Here is a 19,371-nt window from a genome sequence, read left to right as displayed (position 1 = left end):
AAATGGTTATAAATATATCACATGCTTTTGTTTTGAGATTTGTTATTTTGATAGCACTACTTACAGGATTAATATTTTTTACTAGTTGTGAAAAAATCCTGCATGTATTATTTACTGAGGAGCAGAAAACTTAAAGTTTTTGGTTTGTATCGACACTTGAAAATATGACATGGGTTACAGTTTGTGCTAAATCAGTAATATTATTAATAAAAATTTCTATATCAGCTAATCTCTCAAAGTGTAATTTCATGATATAACAAGCTTGACCTGCAATTCGGTGACAGTATTCAACATTAGTCTGTTTCTCAATTCTTTTCTTAAACAATTCGTATTGGCCATTTTTTACCGTTGCCTCTATCATACAACTGACTGGGTAGCCTGCTTTTTCATAGTCAATTTGTAATTGGTAGCCCTTAATTACTCCGAATGATTCCATTTGTTTAATTCGTTCCGCTACTGCAGGAGAAGACATACCTATGAGCCTTCCTAATTCTCTCATGGATAACCGACTGTTCTGATTGAGTTGATTCAAAATCTGCTTATCCTTAGCATCTAATTTCATATGTAAAGTTTCCCTTCTATTCTTTGTTGGAATGCAAATTAAATTGTTTTAATGCTTTAAATATAACATGTAACTAATTATTTACCTTATTTATAATTATGACAAGGAGGGAAAGTGATGCCAAGAATAACTTTTTCTGAAAATGGAAGTAGTTCGTTTCAAAGATTACTAGGACATAATCAGAAGGTAATGGAAAAATGGAACGATTTAGGTGAGGCTTTAGAAGCTGAGGGTTTTTTATCATCAAATTTAAAAGAGCAGGTGAGAAGAACATTAGCACAAGAAAATGGGTGTGAATATTGCAAAGCAAAGGGACTTCCAGAACCTCACTTATTTGATGAGAAAACCTCAGTTGCAGTTGGATTCGCACAAGCTTTTTTGTCGTATAGAGGGAGTATGCCATTGACTGTATTTAATGTGTTACATAATACATTTGATAACGAAGAAATAAGTGAACTATGTGCTTTTGTATGTTTTACAACGGCAGCTCAGTACTTTGGTGCCATTACAGGATTACAACCGGGTGCTGACAAATACATTTTAAGTGATTAGCTAAACAGAATCTATTTGGGATTATGTCCCAGGTTAACAAGGAAACAGAATCGTGATGAGATAGGGGTACACAAAAAGTTAAGGGGGATGAAATTGTTTGACCAACTGCAAATAATAGAAGTCGCATCAATCGATGATAAGGATTTAAGTGATTTAACGGACTTGTTAATTCAGGTAGTTGATGAAGGTGCTTCAATCGGCTTTATTCCACCGCTAAGTAAAGAGGAAGCAAATGAATACTGGAAAAATGTTTTGGATCCCGGTGTTGTTTTGTGGATGGTTAGAAAAGATAATGAGATTTGCGGAGCAGTTCAACTGCAGATTTCTCAAAAGGCGAACGGTACTCATAGAGCTGAGGTAGCGAAGCTGATGGTCAATTCTAGACATCGAAGAAAAGGGATTGGAAGAGCGTTAATGATCGCATTACACACACGAGCCAAGTTAGAGAATATAACTCTTTTAGTACTTGATACTAGATTAGGTGATCCTTCCAATAAGTTGTATAAGTCTCTTGGATATAATGAAGTTGGAAAGATTCCCAACTATACTAAAACACCTGATGGGCATTTAGAAGCTACTGTATTTTACTACAAAGAAATCTAAATTCAATATTCAGGTATGTTGGTGAAGGTTAGAGTTTAATAAATTGATTAATTCATATCCATAGGTGATTTACAGCTTCCTCTTTATTCAAGAAACTGTGCAGGTTAACCGAAAAAGGAATTATGTACTTATAGAAGAATATCTATTTATGAACAAAAATTGTAAAAATATTTTTCTGTATTTGGGTTAGGAGTTAGGAGAATATGAAATCATTACATGGGAAGATCGCTGTTGTTACAGGTGCATCCCGTGGAGCGGGTAGGGGTATTGCATTCGAACTAGGCAGTGCAGGTGCTACGGTGTATGTGACAGGTCGAAGTGTAAAGGGAGCTACAACCGATAATCGGACAGAAACCATTGAAGAAACTGCCGATGGTGTCACTTCACGAGGAGGTAAAGGCATTGCCATACGATGTGACCATACAAACATTAAAGACGTGAGAAACCTATTTGAGCAGATTGAAAGGGAGCATAGTCGGATCGATATTTTAGTCAATAGTGTCTTTGGTGGCTCCGAAAGTTCTCTTCCATCAGGAGATGGACGACGTTTTTGGGAACGACCACTAGAGCATTGGGATGCTATGATGGTTGCTGGACCGCAAGCTTATCTGCTGACTACTCGATATGCTGTACCTCTGATGAAGCAGCACCATAACGGATTAATTGTAAATATCACATTTTTTATTAAGGACGAGATTTCGGGTAATTTATATTATGATTTAGCTATGAATGCGATCAATCGAATGACAGTAGGAATGGCAAAGGAACTAAAGGATTTCAACGTTTCAGCCGTTGCTGTTTGCCCAGGTTGGATGCGAACAGAAAGAGTTGTTGATGCAGGTTTTGGACCAGAAGATGGAACAACTGAAACAACAGCATATGTAGGGCGTGCGGTTGTAGCATTGGCATCAGACACCTCGGTATCAAAGATTTCTAGTAATGCAATAACAGTGTCTGAACTAGCAAGAAAATATGGCTTTACCGATGTAGATGGGACTCAACCATTGCAGTTTTAAGGGTAAAATTCTATCTGTTCTTTGATGGGGAATTGTCTATTTTTTTATTCAATTACCGGAAGCTTAAATGAATAAACTATAGAAAAGGCTTAGAGGATTCCCTAAGCTTTTTTGGTATTACACGAAAACTCTGCGTTTTTCCGTTTACGGACAGTAAAACAACTTATCACAATAACTCGCCTCGATTGTTTTTACGAAACTAAAATTAGGTTCATTCGTATAGTGTAGAAGAGGTAAAATTGAAGGAGGGCTTAATTGGACACCAAAAAACTTCACTACATAATTGCTTTCATTTCCTTTCCAGTCATCATCCTACACTTTGTTTTCGGTCATTATACAACTGAGGAATTTGTTTCTGGAATCCTTTTTTATTTCCTTGCAACAGTGATTTATATGTTGCTTGTCTATTTGTTTAATAAGGGTGAACTGGGCAAAAAGATAGTCCTATTTGCGCTCATCTTAATTGGATTAGTTAACATCATAATGATACTTGTAGAGACTTCACATTGATAGTTGTGAGGAAGAAAGTGAGATTAAAAGAATGAATATTGAAAGTAAAAACGTGCTTATAACAGGGGTGACGGGTACTTTAGGTGAACGCGTCGCTAAAAGCTTCATTAGTAAAGGGGCAAACGTAAGAGGTCTCATCCGAAATGAAAAAGATGCAGATAAATTTTTAAAATATGGGATGAATACAGTGGTTGGCGATTTATCAGATGTTCATTCAATAATTGAGGCTACGAAACATGTTGATATCGTCATTCACTGCGCTGCTTATTTGGGTGATGATCGAGAGAATGCAGTCCTATCAAATGTTGTTGGAGTAGATCATCTTGCTCAGTCAGCTTTAAAGGCGGGGGTAAAGAAATTCATTCATATTTCATCTATATCTGTATATGGTGAACCGGAGGAGGGGTCTTATGATGAGAGCTCTCCTTTATGTGATGCACATAATGAGATTTATGTTGAAACGAAAGTAAAGTCTGAACGTATACTTTATAAATATTTATCAAAAGGGCTCGACGTCATGATTTTAAGGCCGGGAGCAATCTGTGCTGAGGAAAACTCTTATTGGGGAGACAGGCAAATCTATAGAATGATAGAAACGGAAACGGTAGATTGGGTACATACAGAAGATGTTATTTCTTGGGTCCATGCTGATAATTTAGTAGAGATGATACACCTCGTATTATTAAACGGGACAAAAGGTCAGGCCTATAACGCAATTGATGGAAATTTTGACGAAAAGGACTTCCGAATGAAATTCATTAAAGCATTAAATAAAAAATACAAACGACCGAATCGAAACATTGAACGACCGATTTATTCCAATGCAAAAATAAAGGAAATAGGTTATGTCCCAGTCAAAACATTTGCTGATACCATCTCTAATCTTGAGAAAATGGCAATAAGCAGAAAATCAAATCACTAGGTTAGGAGATCGTTATGTATATTCCTACTCATTTTCAAATTGATGATGACCAGACGTGCTTCAACATAATGAAAGATAATAGTTTTGCAACACTTTTCTCGCAGCACGAAGGTATTCCTTTTGCAACCCATTTACCTCTTATGGTAAGTGATGATCATAAGGAATTAATTGGCCATTTTGCGCGTCCTAATCCACAATGGGAGGATATTCAAGGTCAAACAGTTTTAGCTACTTTTCATGGACCTCATTGTTATATTTCTCCCTCTTGGTATGAAACAGATCGTTCTGTTCCTACATGGAATTATGTGACGGTACACGTTTATGGAAGTATTGAGCTCATCCATGATCATGAAGAGGTATTAGAATCAATGAATAAGTTGGTATCAAAATATGAAGCACCTAGCAGTCCATATCAACTTGAAAATATTGATCCTAAGTATTTAACAGGTATGAGTAAAGGTGTTCAAGGGTTCAGAATGAAAATAACGAAAATGGAAGGGAAAGCAAAGTTAAGTCAAAACCATTCAGAAAATCGACAACAGCTTGTCGTTGAACAACTAGAGAAACAGAAACAAACTGATGAACAGAAGATTGCTGCACTCATGAAAGCCAATTATTCGAAATAAGATGTAAATAAGTAGACTTAATAGAGGAGTGGGTATATGGATCGTGCTACGCAAACGAATAATAAATCTATTATTTCACTGATTCTCGGTATTCTCTCTATTGCATTGCCGATTATTGGATTTGTACTGGGCATCATTGGTATTTTCTTATCAAGAAAAGCATCTAAAGAAATCAAGCAAACGAATGAACAAGGAAAGGGGATTGCGACAGCAGGTTTTGTATGCAGTGTCGTAGGTGTCATCATACAATTCTGTGGAATGCTATTTATTTTCGCCATTTCCTTCTTTGCTGTAAGTGGATTTCATGCATGATAAAAGGACTGACCGCCATGGTCAGTCCTTTTGTATTCCTATTAATTAACCGTTTCCGTTATTGTCTCCGCTGTCACCTTCACCGTCTCCGTCATCCTCTCCAGATGGAGGTGGATCGACTGGTGGTTTGGGTGGTTTAGGTTTGTCACCGTCTCCAGGAGGTGGTGGATCTTTGGGTTTCTTCGGATCTTCTGGCTTCTCAGGAGGCGGTTCAGGTTTCGGATCCTCACCGACTTTAACAGCATTGCTGTTCTTCGATTCTTTACCTGAAATGTCTACCGCTCGTACGATGTACGTAAAGTTTCCTCCAGAAATCTTGAAGCTCGTAGCGTCTCCACCTTTCACTTCTCCAACTTTACTGTATGAATCAGAGCCATTAGGGGTTCGGTAGACTCGATATCCAATGACATCATTTTCACCAGATGCACCCCAAGTAAGACTACTACCACTTTTCTTAATACCGACGGCAGATGGCGCTTTCCCGTTATCGGCTAATTCGTCTTCACCGATGATGTTGTCCCAATCATCTTTAATGACGTCTTTTAAATCAATGTCTTTGAAATATTCTTCTTTAATCATGACACCGTCAGAAGTAAAGCTTCCTGGTGTACTTGCTAGTGCCTTGAATTTCTTTCCTTGAGAGTTTACAACGTATTTCACTTGTTGCAAGCTGTCATCCTGCGTTTTTGGTAAATACTTCACGTTGAACAAGTCTGTTTTCACAAGTCCAGCTTCCTTACATAAAGGAGATGGAAGCTTTCCGGAAATACCACAGAATGAAGCGGTTACGATTCCACCAGGTCGTTTATGTCTTGTGCTGCCACTTCTTAAGTCCGGGTCTGCTTTATATGCTGCGTTCATTAAAGCTGCCCAAACTCTTTGGCTTCGTCTTCCGTGACCACCATGTGATTCATCGATCTGTGTAGGTGTATCGTATCCGAGTCTTAGTCCCATTGTTAGCTTAGGATTTGTTGCAATAAACCATGCATCTTCAACACTCTGAGTCGTTCCAGTCTTACCTGCCCAGTCCTCACCTGGATAATCTAGCATACTGCTTAGACCACCTGCTGTACCACTCTTAACTACGGTGCGCATCATGTCGATTGTTAAATAGGCGGTTTGCGGTGAAAAGACTTTGGTTTTCTTAGGTTTATGACTATAAAGATCAGAGCCATCCTTAGATTCTATTTTAGAAATCATGAATCCATCTACAAACTCTCCGCTGTTCCCGAAAGTTGCATAAGCGTTTGTTGCTTCCTCAACTGATACGCCATCTTCCATGCCTCCAAGAGCAAGGGCTCTGTGGTATCGCTCGTTCTCTTTAAGTGAAGTGAAGCCCATTTTATAAAGGTTTTCAGTAGCCTTTAATGGATCCATTTTCACATATGTTCTAGCGGCAGGAATATTGTAGGACCACTGTAAAGCTTTACGCGCGGTTACAAGTCCATGGTAACTTTTAGAGTAGTTACTAGGCGTCCAGGCTTTCCCACTGCCGGTTCCACTATAAGAGAATTTTGTGTCCGGAATGATGGACCCAGGCTGAATGATGCCCTGTTCCATTGCTGGTGCATATACGAGTAATGGCTTCATCGTTGAACCATTAGGTCTTATGGATTGTGTTGCGTGATTCAAGTTTTCTTGATAATAATCACGACCACCTACGAAACTAATGATTGCACCTGTTTTGTTATCAAGCAATACTGCACCAACATCTTCTATTTCTTTCTCACCCGTATCTGGGTTGATAATATCTCTGCCATATGGCACCTTATTTTTTGCAGCCTGCATGGCATCATATACTGGCTTATTAATTGTAGTGTGAATTTTGTATCCTTTTTTTCTTAATTCAAGCTCTGCTGCTTTCTTGTAACTAACTCTTTCAGTTGAAGTGAGCTCTGAATATTTCTTACCATCTTGCTCGGCCAACTGTTTTTTCATAACATTAATTGCTCTTCGCTCAATCTCCATTGTTAAGTGAGGATATTGCTCAAATGGACTTGGTGAATCCTTAGCAAATTCTTTCGTAATATCCGTTGCAAGGGCTTTTTCATATTGTTCTTTTGTTATGTACCCTCCGGTATGCATTCTTGAAAGAACGGTCTTCATTCTTGTAAGACCAGCGTTTAAGTTCTCCTTTACTTTCCCATCATTTGTAAAAGGTGTATAACCAAATGGACTTTGCGGTAAACCAGCAATGAATGCTGCTTGTGGAAGACTTAATTCCTTAGCATCAACACCAAAAATCCCTTGTGCTGCTGCTTGAATACCAGCTACATTTCTACCTGAAGCATTACGTCCGAATGGCACGATATTAAGGTATGCTTCAAGAATTTCATCTTTTTCAAAATAACGTTCTAGACGTAAAGCTAAGAGCATTTCTTTCGCCTTACGATCAAATGAAACTTCACGAGTAAGAATTTGGTTTTTGACTAACTGTTGAGTGAGTGTACTACCACCTGTTTGGACAGCAGCACCCGTAACTTCTTGAAATATGGCACGTGCGATTGCTTTTGGTACGATGCCATCATGCTCATGGAAATACTGATCTTCTGTTGCGACTACTGCATCGACTAAATGAGGTGAGATGTCTTTAATCTTTACCTCTTGTCGGATGACGTCTGATCGTAGGTTCCCGAGTAATGTTCCATCTTCAAAATATATTTTACTTGTCTCTGAGTAGTTGTATATATCATTCTTCATGTTATCGTAAGTACGGATCGGTTCGTCTTTAACGAGAGAAGCGAAATAACCTGCTCCTACGCCCGTTGCAAAAAATCCTCCAGCAACAGTAATTACTAATAAGATCAAGAATAAGTTCCAGACCACTTTCCCTGTAATTCGGCTGAACTTAAATATGTTCTTATCATCTAAAACCTTCATGAAGTGTTTCAACTTTTCTATGAAGGAAGTTAGGTGATTCATCCTCATACCCCCCTAAATTTCAACCTTAATTATAGCACATACCTAATACGTGGAATACCTTTCTTCGACATTTCCGGAGCATAATTTGACATTTGAAAGTCAGATGTGGTACAAAATGATTATACTTTTTACACGTAACTAAGGGTAAACCTTGCTCTAAAGCTAGGTTTTACATACGTCTATATTGCAATGACAGGAATAAGTAGCAATAATCCTCACTGTTTAAGAGAGCTGGTGGTCGGTGTAAACCAGTACAAAGGACTTTGTGAATTACCTCCTCGAGCACCTTTTGTGAAAATTGTAGTAGCAAAAGGCGGTGATGAGCCGTTATTTAATGAAGTGGAAGCACGGTATTTATGTGCTTCAATAAGGATGGTACCGCGTCTATCACGTTCCTTTCATAGCGAAAGGGACGTTTTTTTATGTAAAAAAAAAGAATATGAGGATTGAAGGGAGATTGGATGATGGATCAGAAATTTGAATTGAGTCAGGAGCAAATGGCTGAGGTTGAACGGCAACTTGAAGTTTTGAAAAGAGGGATCGTGGAGATTGTACCCGAGGCTGATTTGAAGAAGAAGCTCGAAAAATCGATTGCAACAGGGACACCTTTAAAGGTGAAGCTAGGTCTGGATCCAACAGCACCGGACGTACATGTCGGTCATACTGTACCGTTGCATAAAATGAGGCAGTTCCAAGAGCTTGGTCATGAAATTCAGCTGTTGATTGGTGATTTTACAGGTCGTATTGGTGACCCAACAGGGAAATCTGAAACGCGTAAGCAGTTAACTGATTTTGAAATCAAAGAAAACGCTAAGACATACATTCATCAATTTGGAAAAATTATTGATATGGACAAGACGACTGTTCACTTTAACGCGAAGTGGCTTTCTAAGCTCGATTTCGCTGATGTTATTGAGCTTTCTGCAAAAGTAACTGTAGCACGCATGCTCGAGCGTGATGATTTTGAGAAACGTTACAAGTCAGGTCAGGCAATCTCCATTCATGAATTTTTCTACCCACTAATGCAAGGTTACGATTCTGTAGCTCTTGAAAGTGATATCGAGATTGGTGGAACAGACCAAAAGTTCAACTTGTTAATGGGTCGCCAACTTCAAGAAGAGTACGGGAAAGAAAAGCAAGTGACGATCACGTTGCCGTTAATCGAAGGACTGGACGGCGTCCGTAAAATGTCGAAGTCACTGAACAACTATATCGGAATTGATGAGCATCCGAATGAGATTTTCGGAAAATCAATGTCTATTCCAGATGACTTGATGATAAAATACTTCGAATTGGCGACACCACTTCCGATGAATGAAGTGCGTGCAATTGAGGAAGGCGTGCAAAGCGGAGATCTCCACCCTCGTGATATGAAGATTAAGCTCGCAAAAACATTCGTTGAAATGTACCACGGACATGATGAAGCTGTAGCTGCAGAAAAACATTTCCGCACTGTATTCTCGAAGGGTGCATTACCGGATGATATTCCAGAGCACACATGGGCTGGCGATGATGAAAAGTGGATTGTAGAGCTGATTGTCGATCTCGGAATGTTGAATTCGAAAGGTGAAGCGCGCCGAATGATTCAAAACGGCGGCGTGAAGATCAACCAAGAAAAAGTCGACGACGTTCAAGCACAAATTGCTGTAGAGGACGGAATGATCGTCCAAGTCGGAAAACGCAAATTCGTGAAAATTACGAAGTAAAATAATAGGAAAGCCGTCCAGTAGGGCGGCTTCATTTATTTAAATGTGATGATGAGAGAACCGGCTGCTGCCGGTTCTTTTCTAAATAATTTAAGTTTGTGAAATTTCAGTGTGCACAAGAGCATTTAAATCCAAACAAAAAACCCTCGAACACGAAGTTCGAGGGTATTCTGAAAGTCACTATTAACGAGAGTAGAACTCAACGATAAGTGCTTCAGTGATTTCAGCTGGAAGTTCAGAACGCTCAGGGTAGCGAGTGTAAGAACCTTCAAGCTTGTTTTCGTCGAAAGTAAGGTATTCTGGTACGAAGTTGCTTACTTCAAGTGCTTCCTTAACGATGTCAAGGTTGCGAGACTTTTCACGAAGTCCGATAACTTGTCCTGGTGCTACACGGTAAGATGGGATGTCAACGCGCTTTCCATCTACAGTTACGTGTCCGTGTCCAACCAATTGACGAGCTTGACGACGAGTACGTGCAAGTCCTAAACGATAAACAAGGTTATCTAAACGTGATTCAAGAAGAATCATGAAGTTTTCACCGTGGATACCATTCATGTTACCAGCTTGATCAAACATTTTACGGAATTGACGTTCGTTCACACCGTACATGTGACGAAGCTTTTGCTTCTCCTGAAGTTGTAATCCGTATTCAGACATCTTCTTACGCTGGTTTGGACCATGTTGTCCAGGAGCGTAAGGACGCTTTTCTAATTCTTTCCCAGTCCCACTAAGAGAGATTCCTAGACGACGAGAGATTTTCCATTTTGGTCCTGTATAACGAGCCATAATTGACTCCTCCTTCACTGATTTTTTGTTGTGAAACAAAAACAGTGCCGGTGTGATCGCTCACGTGTTCATTATGTTTTCATACATCCTCACTTCGACAGCTTGAAGCTACGCGATGCACCTTGTGAACAGCCGCAACTACAAGGAACATAATGAGAGGGCTCACGTGATTTCACATGGCTGTCTTAATTTACACAAAGAATAGTGTATAACGTTTAGGCGCAAAAGTCAACAGCGCACAATCAAATCTTGAAATCCCTCCATATAATGTAACACAATAATATCCATTAATATGATACGATAGAATCAGAAAGCGTTTACATACAGATAAAGGAGTGTTCAGCAGTGAAGAAGAGGATTGAAACAGAAGTCATACATTCAGGTTACTCATCTGATCAGCATCATGGAGCATTAGCACCACCCATATATCCAACATCTACTTTTGTTTTTCCGAATGCGGAAACAGGTGAACAACGTTTTGCAGGTGAAGAAGAAGGTTATATATACTCTCGACTAGGAAATCCGACAGTTAAAATGCTTGAGGACCGTATTGCAGTACTAGAAGGTGGAGAAAAAGGTTTAGCGTTCGGATCTGGTATGGCAGCCGTTTCTGCTGTTCTACTAGGATTAACGAAATCTGATGATCACATTCTTTGTTCTCAAGGTGTATATGGTTGTACGTTCGGATTGCTACAAATGATGGAAGAGAAGTACAGAATCGAACATGACCTCATCAGCATGACAGACCCTGAAGTGATTGAGGCGCACATTCAACCGAACACTAAGGTCCTGTTTATAGAAACACCAATCAACCCAACGATGACACTTGTTGATTTAGAAATGATCGGGAAAATTGCAGAAAAGCACAATGTTACGGTTGTTGTGGACAATACGTTTAGCACGCCATACCTCCAACGACCATTAGAATTTGGTTGTCATATCGTCATTCATAGCGCGACAAAATATATCGGAGGACATGGAGATGTCGTTGCTGGACTTGTTGTAAGTGATGCAGAAACCATTAAGTTCCTAGCCTCTACTACACAAAAGGATATCGGTGGAATCATGTCGCCATTCGACGCATGGTTATTACTACGTGGATTGAAGACCTTACCGATTCGTATGGATCGACATTGTGATAACGCAAGTTACATTTTTGAAAAGTTGAAAGCACATCCAATGGTGGAATCGATCGCTTATCCAGGAGACCCTCAGTTCAGAGATTACATGATTGCAAATAAACAGATGGATCGTCCTGGTGGATTAATCAGTTTTACACTTAAAGGGGATAAGAAAGACGCTCAAAATTTCCTCAATACGATGAAGATGATAAAGATCGCGGTAAGTTTAGGCGATGCGGAGACATTGATTCAGCATCCTGCAACGATGACGCATGCTGTTGTAGGAGAAGAAGCGAGAGCGAAAATGGGAATCTCAGATACATTAGTCCGACTTTCCATCGGTCTTGAAGCAAAGGAAGATATTTGGGCAGATATCGAGCAAGGGCTAAAGGCTTATAAAAACAGTGATATGACTGAAACGGTATAATATAAAAAGGGGCTGTCCAGAAAGTCAGTGATAACTGATTTTCTGACAGCCCTTTTTCACATTGGTTCTGAAAATGTTATGTTGATATCCTTGAAATTCACTCCCTTTCCGCGGGCGAAGCGCAAGCCTCCTTGCTCATTTAGGCAGGGATGTCCGTTCTATGATGTGCATTCGCTGTGGGTCTTGCCTGGCTCGCTATTCCAGCAGGAGTGTCGTGAATTTAATCTGATTATCAACATTAGCATTTAACATGGATTACAATCTGGACTTATAAGACAGTCCTTTTCAATTTTATATATGGTTCTGTAATTCTTCGACGAATTTTTCGAGATAATTCTTGTCGATTTCATCAAATCGGGATGGTGTAGGACTATCGATATCAAGTACACCTATTACCTGATTGTTCTTAACAATCGGTACGACGACCTCTGATCTTGATGCAGCATCACAAGCGATATGTCCTGGGAATTGATGCACATCTTCTACTAGCATCGTTGTTCTATCTTGAACAGCTGTTCCACAAACGCCTCTTCCAACAGGGATTCTAACGCAAGCTGGTAGACCCTGAAATGGTCCGAGTACTAGACCCTTTTCTTCCATTAAGTAAAAACCTACCCAGTTAACGTCTGTTAAAAATTGATTCAATAATGCTGAGGCATTTGAAAGATTTGCAATTTGGTTCGTCTCTCCATCGAGCAATGCTTTCAACTGCTTGATAACCATTTGATAGTTTTCTTCGCGTGAGCCTGTGTAATTTTCGACGTCAAACATGGTAATTCTCCTCGCTATGCTAGAAATTAGTCTTATCTTATCAAATAATGTAGAAAGTTTCATTGAATAAGTCACGTGTAACAAAAAGGATTTTCGAAAGAAAGGACGAATGTTGTAAGTATAGAACGTATGATGAGGTGATTTGCCATGAATAAGGCTGTATCCATCACCAAAGAGAAAGTAGCTGAAGCGGCAGCTAACCTTTTTAACAACAATGGCTATTCGGGAACATCCGTACGTGATATCGCTGAGAAAGCAGGAGTAAATGTCTCTTTAATCTCTTATTATTTTGGAGGAAAGAAGGGCTTACTAGAGTTTCTTATGTCTTCATTTCTAGAAGGATATCTTTATGTCTTAGAAGATGCCTATAAGAAGTTGGAGAAAAACTCTGCTCGAAGCTGTTTGATTAAGTTGATAGAAGAGGTCATCATTTATCAACAAGGACGATCCCAAGCGGCAAGACTAGTCCATAGGGAAATTAGCATCGATACAACACTTGTCCGTGAAATTATGACAACTTATTTAATGAAAGAGAAGTATTATTTTAATGCCATACTCGATAAAGGGGTTAAACAGAAGGAATTTAATCCAATGTCAAAGAACATGGTGACATTGCAACTTAGAAGTATGTTATTTATGCCTTTCTTATACCCACAATATATTAAAGAAGTTTATCAATTCTCAGTTAATGATCGATATTTTACATCTAAATATTTGAGCACCATCCAGGATTGGGTGAATGATTCGCTTTGTATTAACTATGACGGAAAATCTTTATCAGGAAAAGAAAATACCGAAGCACCGCTAGCAGCCCCTTAAGGCTGAGAAAGCGGTGCTTCTTTCTTCAACTGCTCGAAGCCTTGACCAAGATCTTTGGCACGGTGAGCATCTGAGCCATATACGAGTTGCACCTCTCTTTTCATCGCTTCCTCAATGATCCAATCTGGTGGATAGGGCTCCCGACACAAAGGCTTCATTACACCCGAACTATTATAGTCTAATTGGAGTTTTTGATTGGCAATCTGATCGAGTGTCTGTAAGATCTCTTTTTTAGCCAAATGTCTATTTGGGTATTTATGCTGAAACTTCATGACAAGGCTAATGTGTCCAATTCGCTTCGGTTTATATTGTCCTAATTTAGCCTCAATTGATTTATGCAAAGTGCGATAATAGAGGGCATAAAGTGCTTCGACTGAACCTAACACAGTGAGTAGATGCCCGAAAACATCTGGGCTGTAATCCATGCAATGGTAACCAGACGGTGTTTTCAAGAAATGGACAGAAAGGATGGAATCATCTAAATAAGGACCGAACTGGTCAAGGAATCTATGTGTTTCTTGTTCGAAGCCTTCAATATAATCAACCTCTAGACCTGTTCGTATGACAAGGTCGTCCTTGTATTCACATTTCAAATTCTCAATTTGAGTGATATAGGATTCAAGAGACTGTAATTCCATACCACTGTCCTTTTCTGGTGTAGGGTCGATAAAACCATCTGGTAGAGGTGCATGTTCAGTAAATGTTAAACCGCTCATACCTAGCTGAATAGCTTGTTCTACATAAGCACGGAATTCATCCTTCGATCCATGTGGACAATATGGTGTGTGGACGTGACCATCATAAATATTCATAGATATCCTCCAGACTGGATTTTTGTAAGAATTAAGCAATTTTTCATTGAAATTTCGAAAAAATGTAGTTATGAAAGTAACATACATGGTATTATAGTAGTTATGAAGAACGCCGAATCCGCATGGTTTTTGGCGGATAATGTAATATTTTGTCGTATTATTTATTTTATAAATATACGAAGTCCTAATTTTTACTTTATAGCTTAATATACATAACTGAAAAAGGGAAGGATGGAAGTCCCTATGATGATTTACATCTTTATGGCACTGATTATTTTGTTATCAGTTTTTATTGGTTACGGTACATATACAAGAAAGAAAATTTATGATCAGATTGATCACCTCGAAACACAAAAAGTTAATATTATGAACAAACCTCTTACTGATGAAATTGCTAAGGTTAAGGCATTAGAAATGATCGGTGAAACGGAAAAGAAGTTTGAAGTTTGGCGCGAAGAGTGGGATGTAATCGTCACTCAACAGCTTCCCAATATGGAAGAAAAATTATTCGATGCTGAGGATGCTGCCGACAAATATCGCTTTAAAAAAGCTAGAGGCATATTATCTGACACGCGTAAATCGATTTTTCACGTTGAAGAGAAAGTCGGAGAAATCTCTCTAGAAATCAATGAATTCGTTGAAAGTGAAGAGTTGAATCGACAAGAGATTGGTGAACTGAAAAATCAGTATAAAGAATTAAGGAAGCATCTACTTACCCACTATCGTGCACTTGGTCCTTTAGTTGAATCTTTTGAAAAACAACTTGAAAACGTTTCTGAGAAATTTACGAGTTATCATGAAGAAACAGAAAACGGCAACCATCTTTCTGCTCGTACATATATTTTGCAACTTGATGAAGACATTAGGAAGCTACAATATGAGCTTGAGGTTATGCCAGAGCTATTGTATCAATTACAATCTGCGATTCCAGAAACAATGAAGGAATTGAAGGAAGGCCTTCAGCAAATGAAGGACCAAGGATTTAGAATTGATCAACTTGGTGTTGAAAAAGAACTAGAAGTCATCGATTATGCATATGAGATCGTTAAAGAGAAAGTTCATGATGTGCAAATTGAAGACGCGCGAGAAGAAATTAATCAAATGAATGCAAAGATTGAAGAGCTTTACGATACACTTGAAGCTGAAGTGGTGGCTAAGCAGGAAGTCACAATCCAAAGCGAGACGGTTAAACAAGAAGTTGCTGAGATCGGTAATGAGATCCACCAATTGAATGAAGAAACAAATGTTGTCCGATTAAGTTACCAAATCGAACAAGAAAATATTGACCTACAAGAGCGTCTTGAAACATCATTCGATAAGTTGGAAAAACGCATTGGCACTATTTTTCATGCAATGGATGAAAAACATCAATCGTACACTTCAGTAAAAGAAATGCTTGAAAATGTCACAAAACAACTAACTGAATTACGCGAAATGACAGAGGTTTACCAAGAAAAGCTTCAAAACCTTCGTAAAGATGAGCTTGAAGCAGTTGAGAAAATTCAAGAATTCCGTAAAAGACTTATGGATGCAAAAAAAGAAGTACACCGAAACAATTTGCCTGGTTTACCTGAAAGCTTCTATTCTTCAATGAGCGATGCTGAGATAAAGCTACAAACTGTTACGAACAAATTAAACGATAAACCACTACAAATGGCGGAAGTCTTACATCGTTTAATTGAAGCAGAAGAAGCGATTGATGAGGTATATACTCGAACGTTTGATATGATCGATCGAGCAAGGTTGGCTGAACATCTCATCCAATATGGAAACAGATATCGCAGTCAATATATAGCTGTAGCAGTAAAGCTTGCTGAAGCTGAGCAATCGTTTAGAACATTTCATTATGAAGAAGCACTAGAGCATGCGGCAGAAGCCATTCAATCTGTTGAACCTGGTAAGCTTCAAGAAATAGAAGAAAGCTACAAACCCTTACAAAAGGTATAATAAGAAAACCCCGAATGAAGACAGCTTATGTCTTTCATCCGGGGTTTTTTGTTTTAATTTTTCATCTAAAAAGAGCTAATTCAACCTTAGGTTGAACTAGCTCTCGTAATCATTGTTATTAAGCTTGATTAGGGTTAGGATTTTCCGTCATTTGTGATCGGGTTCGTCCGATGATATAACCGATGATTGCACCAACTAATGAAGGTACGATCCATCCGATTCCTTGATCGTATAGCGGTAAAATGGTACTCATTACGTCAGCAACAGCTGAAATATCAACGTTCAATTGCTTCAGCGCATCGAAGATACTTACCAGACCGGCACCTAGTAATCCACCCATATAGACTTCGCGATGTCCACCAAACTGTCGGTGAAGGTAAGAGTATCCGATGAGTGCGATAGCTAAAGGATAAATACCAATCAAAACAGGTAAAGTTAAGTTAATGAGTTGGGTCAATCCAACGTTAGCGATTGCGCCACTGAACACGCAAAGAATCGCGATAATTAAGTTATAGGATACTTTCGGCATCAAACTCTTGAAGTACTCGCCACATGCTGTAACAAGCCCGATAGAAGTCGTTAAACATGCAAATGTAATCGCTACAGCTAGTAAAACAATCCCGAATTGTCCGAATAAGAGATCGGCCGAACCAGTTAAGATTGCTCCGCCATTTGCCATTTCTCCTAATGCGCCTCTACTTGTTGCTCCGATATATGCTAAAGAAAGATAAACAAGTGCAAGTCCACTTACAGCAATAATCCCTGCTTTGGTAGTTGCCTTTGCAATTTCCTTCTTATCTGTAACACCACGTGATTTTACAGCATTAATCACGACAATTCCAAACACTAATGCAGCAATGGCATCCATTGTGAGATATCCATTCAAGAAACCTGTGAAAAATGGTGACTCTGCATAATCCCCTTTAGGCGCTGAAAAGCTTCCCATTGGATTTACGATACCTTTAAAGACAATTAAGCCGATCACGATAATTAAAATCGGTGTCAATATCTTTCCTATACGATCAACGAGTTTTGTGGGATTCAATGCAAACCAGAACGTAATGCCAAAGAAAATAATTGTATATATAAATAAAGGAAGGCCGTTGGAATTCATTGATTCTGGTAAAAATGGTGTAACCCCAATTTCAAATGCAACTGTCCCTGTTCGAGGTATTCCGAAAAACGGTCCAATTGCTAGGTACATTAATGTAGAGAAAATAATCGCGAAACCTGGGTGTACACGAGATGCTAAATCTCTCAACGTTCCACCCGTTAGACCAATTGCAATTACCCCGACTAACGGTAACCCAACCCCTGTAATTAAAAATCCGATAATGGCAGTCCATACGTTCGTTCCTGCTGTTTGACCGAGTGCAGGCGGAAAAATCATATTACCAGCTCCAAGGAATAGAGCGAACATCATTAATCCTATTGTTAAAGTTTCTTTCATTGAAAGCGCTTTTTTAGTAGACATGCTGTAACCTCCCGATGCTTACGACTAAAATCATTTGAGTTTTCTAAAATCGGTTAAATATTAACATAATCTTTACGAAAAAAAGACACTAAACAAAAAAGTTTAAAGATTACTATCATTATCAATATTCAATCAACTTACTTTTCCTTTAAAATCATTCCTTTTGCTATCATATAATCGCATTATTGTTAAACGTCTTTTTATTTCAATAACTCAAAAATTGTCGCGAATTGTCGATTTTCACAGATTCGACATGATTTATTTCTGGTTTGGAATAATTTTAATATGTGGTAATATTAAATGATGCGAAAACCGAATCAAAGGGGTAAAAGGAACCATGATATATTTCGATAATAGTGCGACTACCAAACCCTTTCCTGAAGTCTTAGAGACATACGTAAAGGTTTCTGAACAATATTTTGCTAATCCATCATCCATCCATCGATTAGGTGGAGAGGTGGAACGGCTTATTAATAGTGCGAGAAGACAGATTGCAGAATCCATTGGTGTAAAGTCTAACGAAGTTGTCTTTACGTCTGGTGGAACGGAAGCAAATAACCTAGCAATCAAAGGGATCGCAATTGAGCATCAAAAACGCGGTCGTCATTTAATTACCACTGAAATTGAGCATGCATCCTGTCACGCCACTTTTAAACAATTAGAGAAAATTGGTTTTGAAGTGACTTTTTTACCTGTAGATGCGCAAGGTCGTATATCTCTTACTGATTTAGAGCGGTCAATTAAGGATGAGACGATTTTGGTTTCAATCATGCATGTGAATAATGAACTTGGAACGATCCAGCCTATTAAAGAAGTTGGAGAGATGCTGAAAAGGCATCCAAAAATCTTTTTCCATGTCGATCACATTCAAGGCATAGGGAAAGTACCTCTTCAGTTTGATCAATCTGGTATTGATTTATGTTCTTTTTCTAGTCATAAGTTTCATGGTCCAAAGGGGTGCGGGTTCTTGTACGTTAGGAGTGGCGTAGCACTTTCACCTTTGCTTACTGGTGGAGAACAAGAATTTCGAAAACGAGCTGGTACGGAAAATGTGCCTGGCATCATTGCAATGACAAAAGCACTCAGATTAACATTATTAAGTATGGAAGAACGAATGAACGACATGATTGATTTGAAAGAGTTTATCAAGGATCAATTATCAAGATTAGACCCAGTTCAAATCAATACGCCTGAACGAGGTAGCGCACCGCACATATTGAACTTTTCGATTCCTGGCATAAAGCCTGAGGTACTCATACATTCGTTAGAAGAAAAGGATATCTTTGTTTCTACAAAATCGGCATGTTCCTCCAAATCAGATGCAGTAAGTCGTGTTTTGGAAGCTGTCGGTTATGATTTTGACCGGGCGAGCAGTGCAATCCGTGTAAGTTTTAATTTTGAGAACACATTAAGTGAAGGTGAAATTTTTGTCGAAGCCCTGAAAGAAGTGGTTTCAAATTTACAGAAAGTAATGAGGGAGTAG

The 19,371-nt window shown here is 38.8% G+C and carries 18 protein-coding genes and 1 other annotated feature; of the genes, 12 read left to right on the top strand and 6 right to left on the bottom strand.

Going from position 1 to position 19,371, the window contains the following annotated elements; genetic code table 11:
• Positions 1-130: 130 nt before the first annotated feature.
• Positions 131-562: an Lrp/AsnC family transcriptional regulator gene (locus L2716_RS11000; RefSeq protein WP_236334524.1), complete on the bottom strand. Its 432-nt coding sequence runs from the start codon at positions 560-562 to the stop codon at positions 131-133.
• 117 nt (positions 563-679) lie between these two features.
• Here L2716_RS11000 and L2716_RS10995 point away from each other — a divergent pair, with 117 nt between their 5' ends.
• The 7 genes from L2716_RS10995 to L2716_RS10965 all read left to right on the top strand — a co-directional run bounded on the left by L2716_RS10995 (position 680) and on the right by L2716_RS10965 (position 5,103).
• Positions 680-1,114: a carboxymuconolactone decarboxylase family protein gene (locus tag L2716_RS10995; protein WP_236334522.1), complete on the top strand. Its 435-nt coding sequence runs from the start codon at positions 680-682 to the stop codon at positions 1,112-1,114.
• Between the two features lie 93 nt (positions 1,115-1,207).
• Positions 1,208-1,717 (top strand): GNAT family N-acetyltransferase, encoded by a 510-nt coding sequence (locus L2716_RS10990; RefSeq protein ID WP_408005303.1) that lies wholly within the window; start codon positions 1,208-1,210, stop codon positions 1,715-1,717.
• Between the two features lie 203 nt (positions 1,718-1,920).
• Positions 1,921-2,733 (top strand): SDR family NAD(P)-dependent oxidoreductase, encoded by an 813-nt coding sequence (locus L2716_RS10985; RefSeq protein ID WP_236334518.1) that lies wholly within the window; start codon positions 1,921-1,923, stop codon positions 2,731-2,733.
• A 255-nt stretch (positions 2,734-2,988) separates the two neighbouring features.
• The gene (locus tag L2716_RS10980) at positions 2,989-3,243 is read left to right on the top strand and encodes a hypothetical protein (RefSeq protein WP_236334516.1); all 255 of its coding nucleotides are present in this window, start codon (positions 2,989-2,991) and stop codon (positions 3,241-3,243) included.
• 31 nt (positions 3,244-3,274) lie between these two features.
• The gene (locus tag L2716_RS10975; protein WP_236334514.1) at positions 3,275-4,165 is read left to right on the top strand and encodes an NAD-dependent epimerase/dehydratase family protein; all 891 of its coding nucleotides are present in this window, start codon (positions 3,275-3,277) and stop codon (positions 4,163-4,165) included.
• A gap of 14 nt (positions 4,166-4,179) precedes the next feature.
• Entirely contained in the window at positions 4,180-4,791 is a 612-nt protein-coding gene (locus L2716_RS10970) for an FMN-binding negative transcriptional regulator (protein ID WP_236334512.1), read from the top strand.
• Between the two features lie 36 nt (positions 4,792-4,827).
• Complete coding sequence (locus tag L2716_RS10965) at positions 4,828-5,103, top strand: DUF4190 domain-containing protein (protein ID WP_236334510.1); 276 nt, start codon at positions 4,828-4,830, stop codon at positions 5,101-5,103.
• A gap of 45 nt (positions 5,104-5,148) precedes the next feature.
• Here L2716_RS10965 and L2716_RS10960 read toward each other — a convergent pair whose 3' ends face one another.
• Positions 5,149-8,025 carry a transglycosylase domain-containing protein gene (locus L2716_RS10960; protein WP_236334508.1) on the bottom strand — a complete coding sequence of 959 codons (2,877 nt, stop codon included), beginning with the start codon at positions 8,023-8,025 and terminating at the stop codon, positions 5,149-5,151.
• A gap of 180 nt (positions 8,026-8,205) precedes the next feature.
• Positions 8,206-8,425, top strand: a binding site (T-box leader).
• A 64-nt stretch (positions 8,426-8,489) separates the two neighbouring features.
• On the opposite strand from L2716_RS10960, the gene tyrS reads away from it, so the two are divergent.
• Positions 8,490-9,731: a tyrosine--tRNA ligase gene (tyrS, locus tag L2716_RS10955; protein ID WP_236334507.1), complete on the top strand. Its 1,242-nt coding sequence runs from the start codon at positions 8,490-8,492 to the stop codon at positions 9,729-9,731.
• Between the two features lie 183 nt (positions 9,732-9,914).
• On the opposite strand, the gene rpsD is transcribed toward tyrS, so the two are convergent.
• Positions 9,915-10,517: a 30S ribosomal protein S4 gene (rpsD, locus tag L2716_RS10950; protein WP_236334505.1), complete on the bottom strand. Its 603-nt coding sequence runs from the start codon at positions 10,515-10,517 to the stop codon at positions 9,915-9,917.
• Between the two features lie 345 nt (positions 10,518-10,862).
• Here rpsD and megL point away from each other — a divergent pair, with 345 nt between their 5' ends.
• Positions 10,863-12,065 (top strand): methionine gamma-lyase, encoded by a 1,203-nt coding sequence (gene megL / locus L2716_RS10945; protein ID WP_236334503.1) that lies wholly within the window; start codon positions 10,863-10,865, stop codon positions 12,063-12,065.
• A 291-nt stretch (positions 12,066-12,356) separates the two neighbouring features.
• On the opposite strand, the gene L2716_RS10940 is transcribed toward megL, so the two are convergent.
• A complete protein-coding gene (locus L2716_RS10940) occupies positions 12,357-12,836 on the bottom strand; it encodes a GAF domain-containing protein (RefSeq protein ID WP_236334501.1) in 480 nt (159 codons plus the stop codon).
• Between the two features lie 147 nt (positions 12,837-12,983).
• On the opposite strand from L2716_RS10940, the gene refZ reads away from it, so the two are divergent.
• Entirely contained in the window at positions 12,984-13,655 is a 672-nt protein-coding gene (gene refZ, locus L2716_RS10935) for a forespore capture DNA-binding protein RefZ (RefSeq protein ID WP_236334499.1), read from the top strand.
• Here refZ and hisJ read toward each other — a convergent pair.
• Positions 13,652-14,467: a histidinol-phosphatase HisJ gene (gene hisJ, locus L2716_RS10930; protein ID WP_236334497.1), complete on the bottom strand. Its 816-nt coding sequence runs from the start codon at positions 14,465-14,467 to the stop codon at positions 13,652-13,654. The genes refZ and hisJ overlap by 4 nt on opposite strands.
• Positions 14,468-14,728: 261 nt before the next feature.
• On the opposite strand from hisJ, the gene ezrA reads away from it, so the two are divergent.
• Complete coding sequence (gene ezrA / locus L2716_RS10925; RefSeq protein WP_236334496.1) at positions 14,729-16,414, top strand: septation ring formation regulator EzrA; 1,686 nt, start codon at positions 14,729-14,731, stop codon at positions 16,412-16,414.
• A gap of 118 nt (positions 16,415-16,532) precedes the next feature.
• Here ezrA and brnQ read toward each other — a convergent pair whose 3' ends face one another.
• Positions 16,533-17,888 (bottom strand): branched-chain amino acid transport system II carrier protein, encoded by a 1,356-nt coding sequence (brnQ, locus tag L2716_RS10920; RefSeq protein WP_236334493.1) that lies wholly within the window; start codon positions 17,886-17,888, stop codon positions 16,533-16,535.
• Between the two features lie 337 nt (positions 17,889-18,225).
• Here brnQ and L2716_RS10915 point away from each other — a divergent pair, with 337 nt between their 5' ends.
• The gene (locus tag L2716_RS10915) at positions 18,226-19,371 is read left to right on the top strand and encodes a cysteine desulfurase family protein (RefSeq protein ID WP_236334491.1); all 1,146 of its coding nucleotides are present in this window, start codon (positions 18,226-18,228) and stop codon (positions 19,369-19,371) included.

The organism is Pseudalkalibacillus berkeleyi (assembly GCF_021608225.1).
GTDB classification, from domain to species: domain Bacteria; phylum Bacillota; class Bacilli; order Bacillales; family Fictibacillaceae; genus Pseudalkalibacillus; species Pseudalkalibacillus berkeleyi.
Note: the sequence above shows the minus strand (reverse complement) of the source record. Positions and strands in the feature narration are given on the sequence as shown.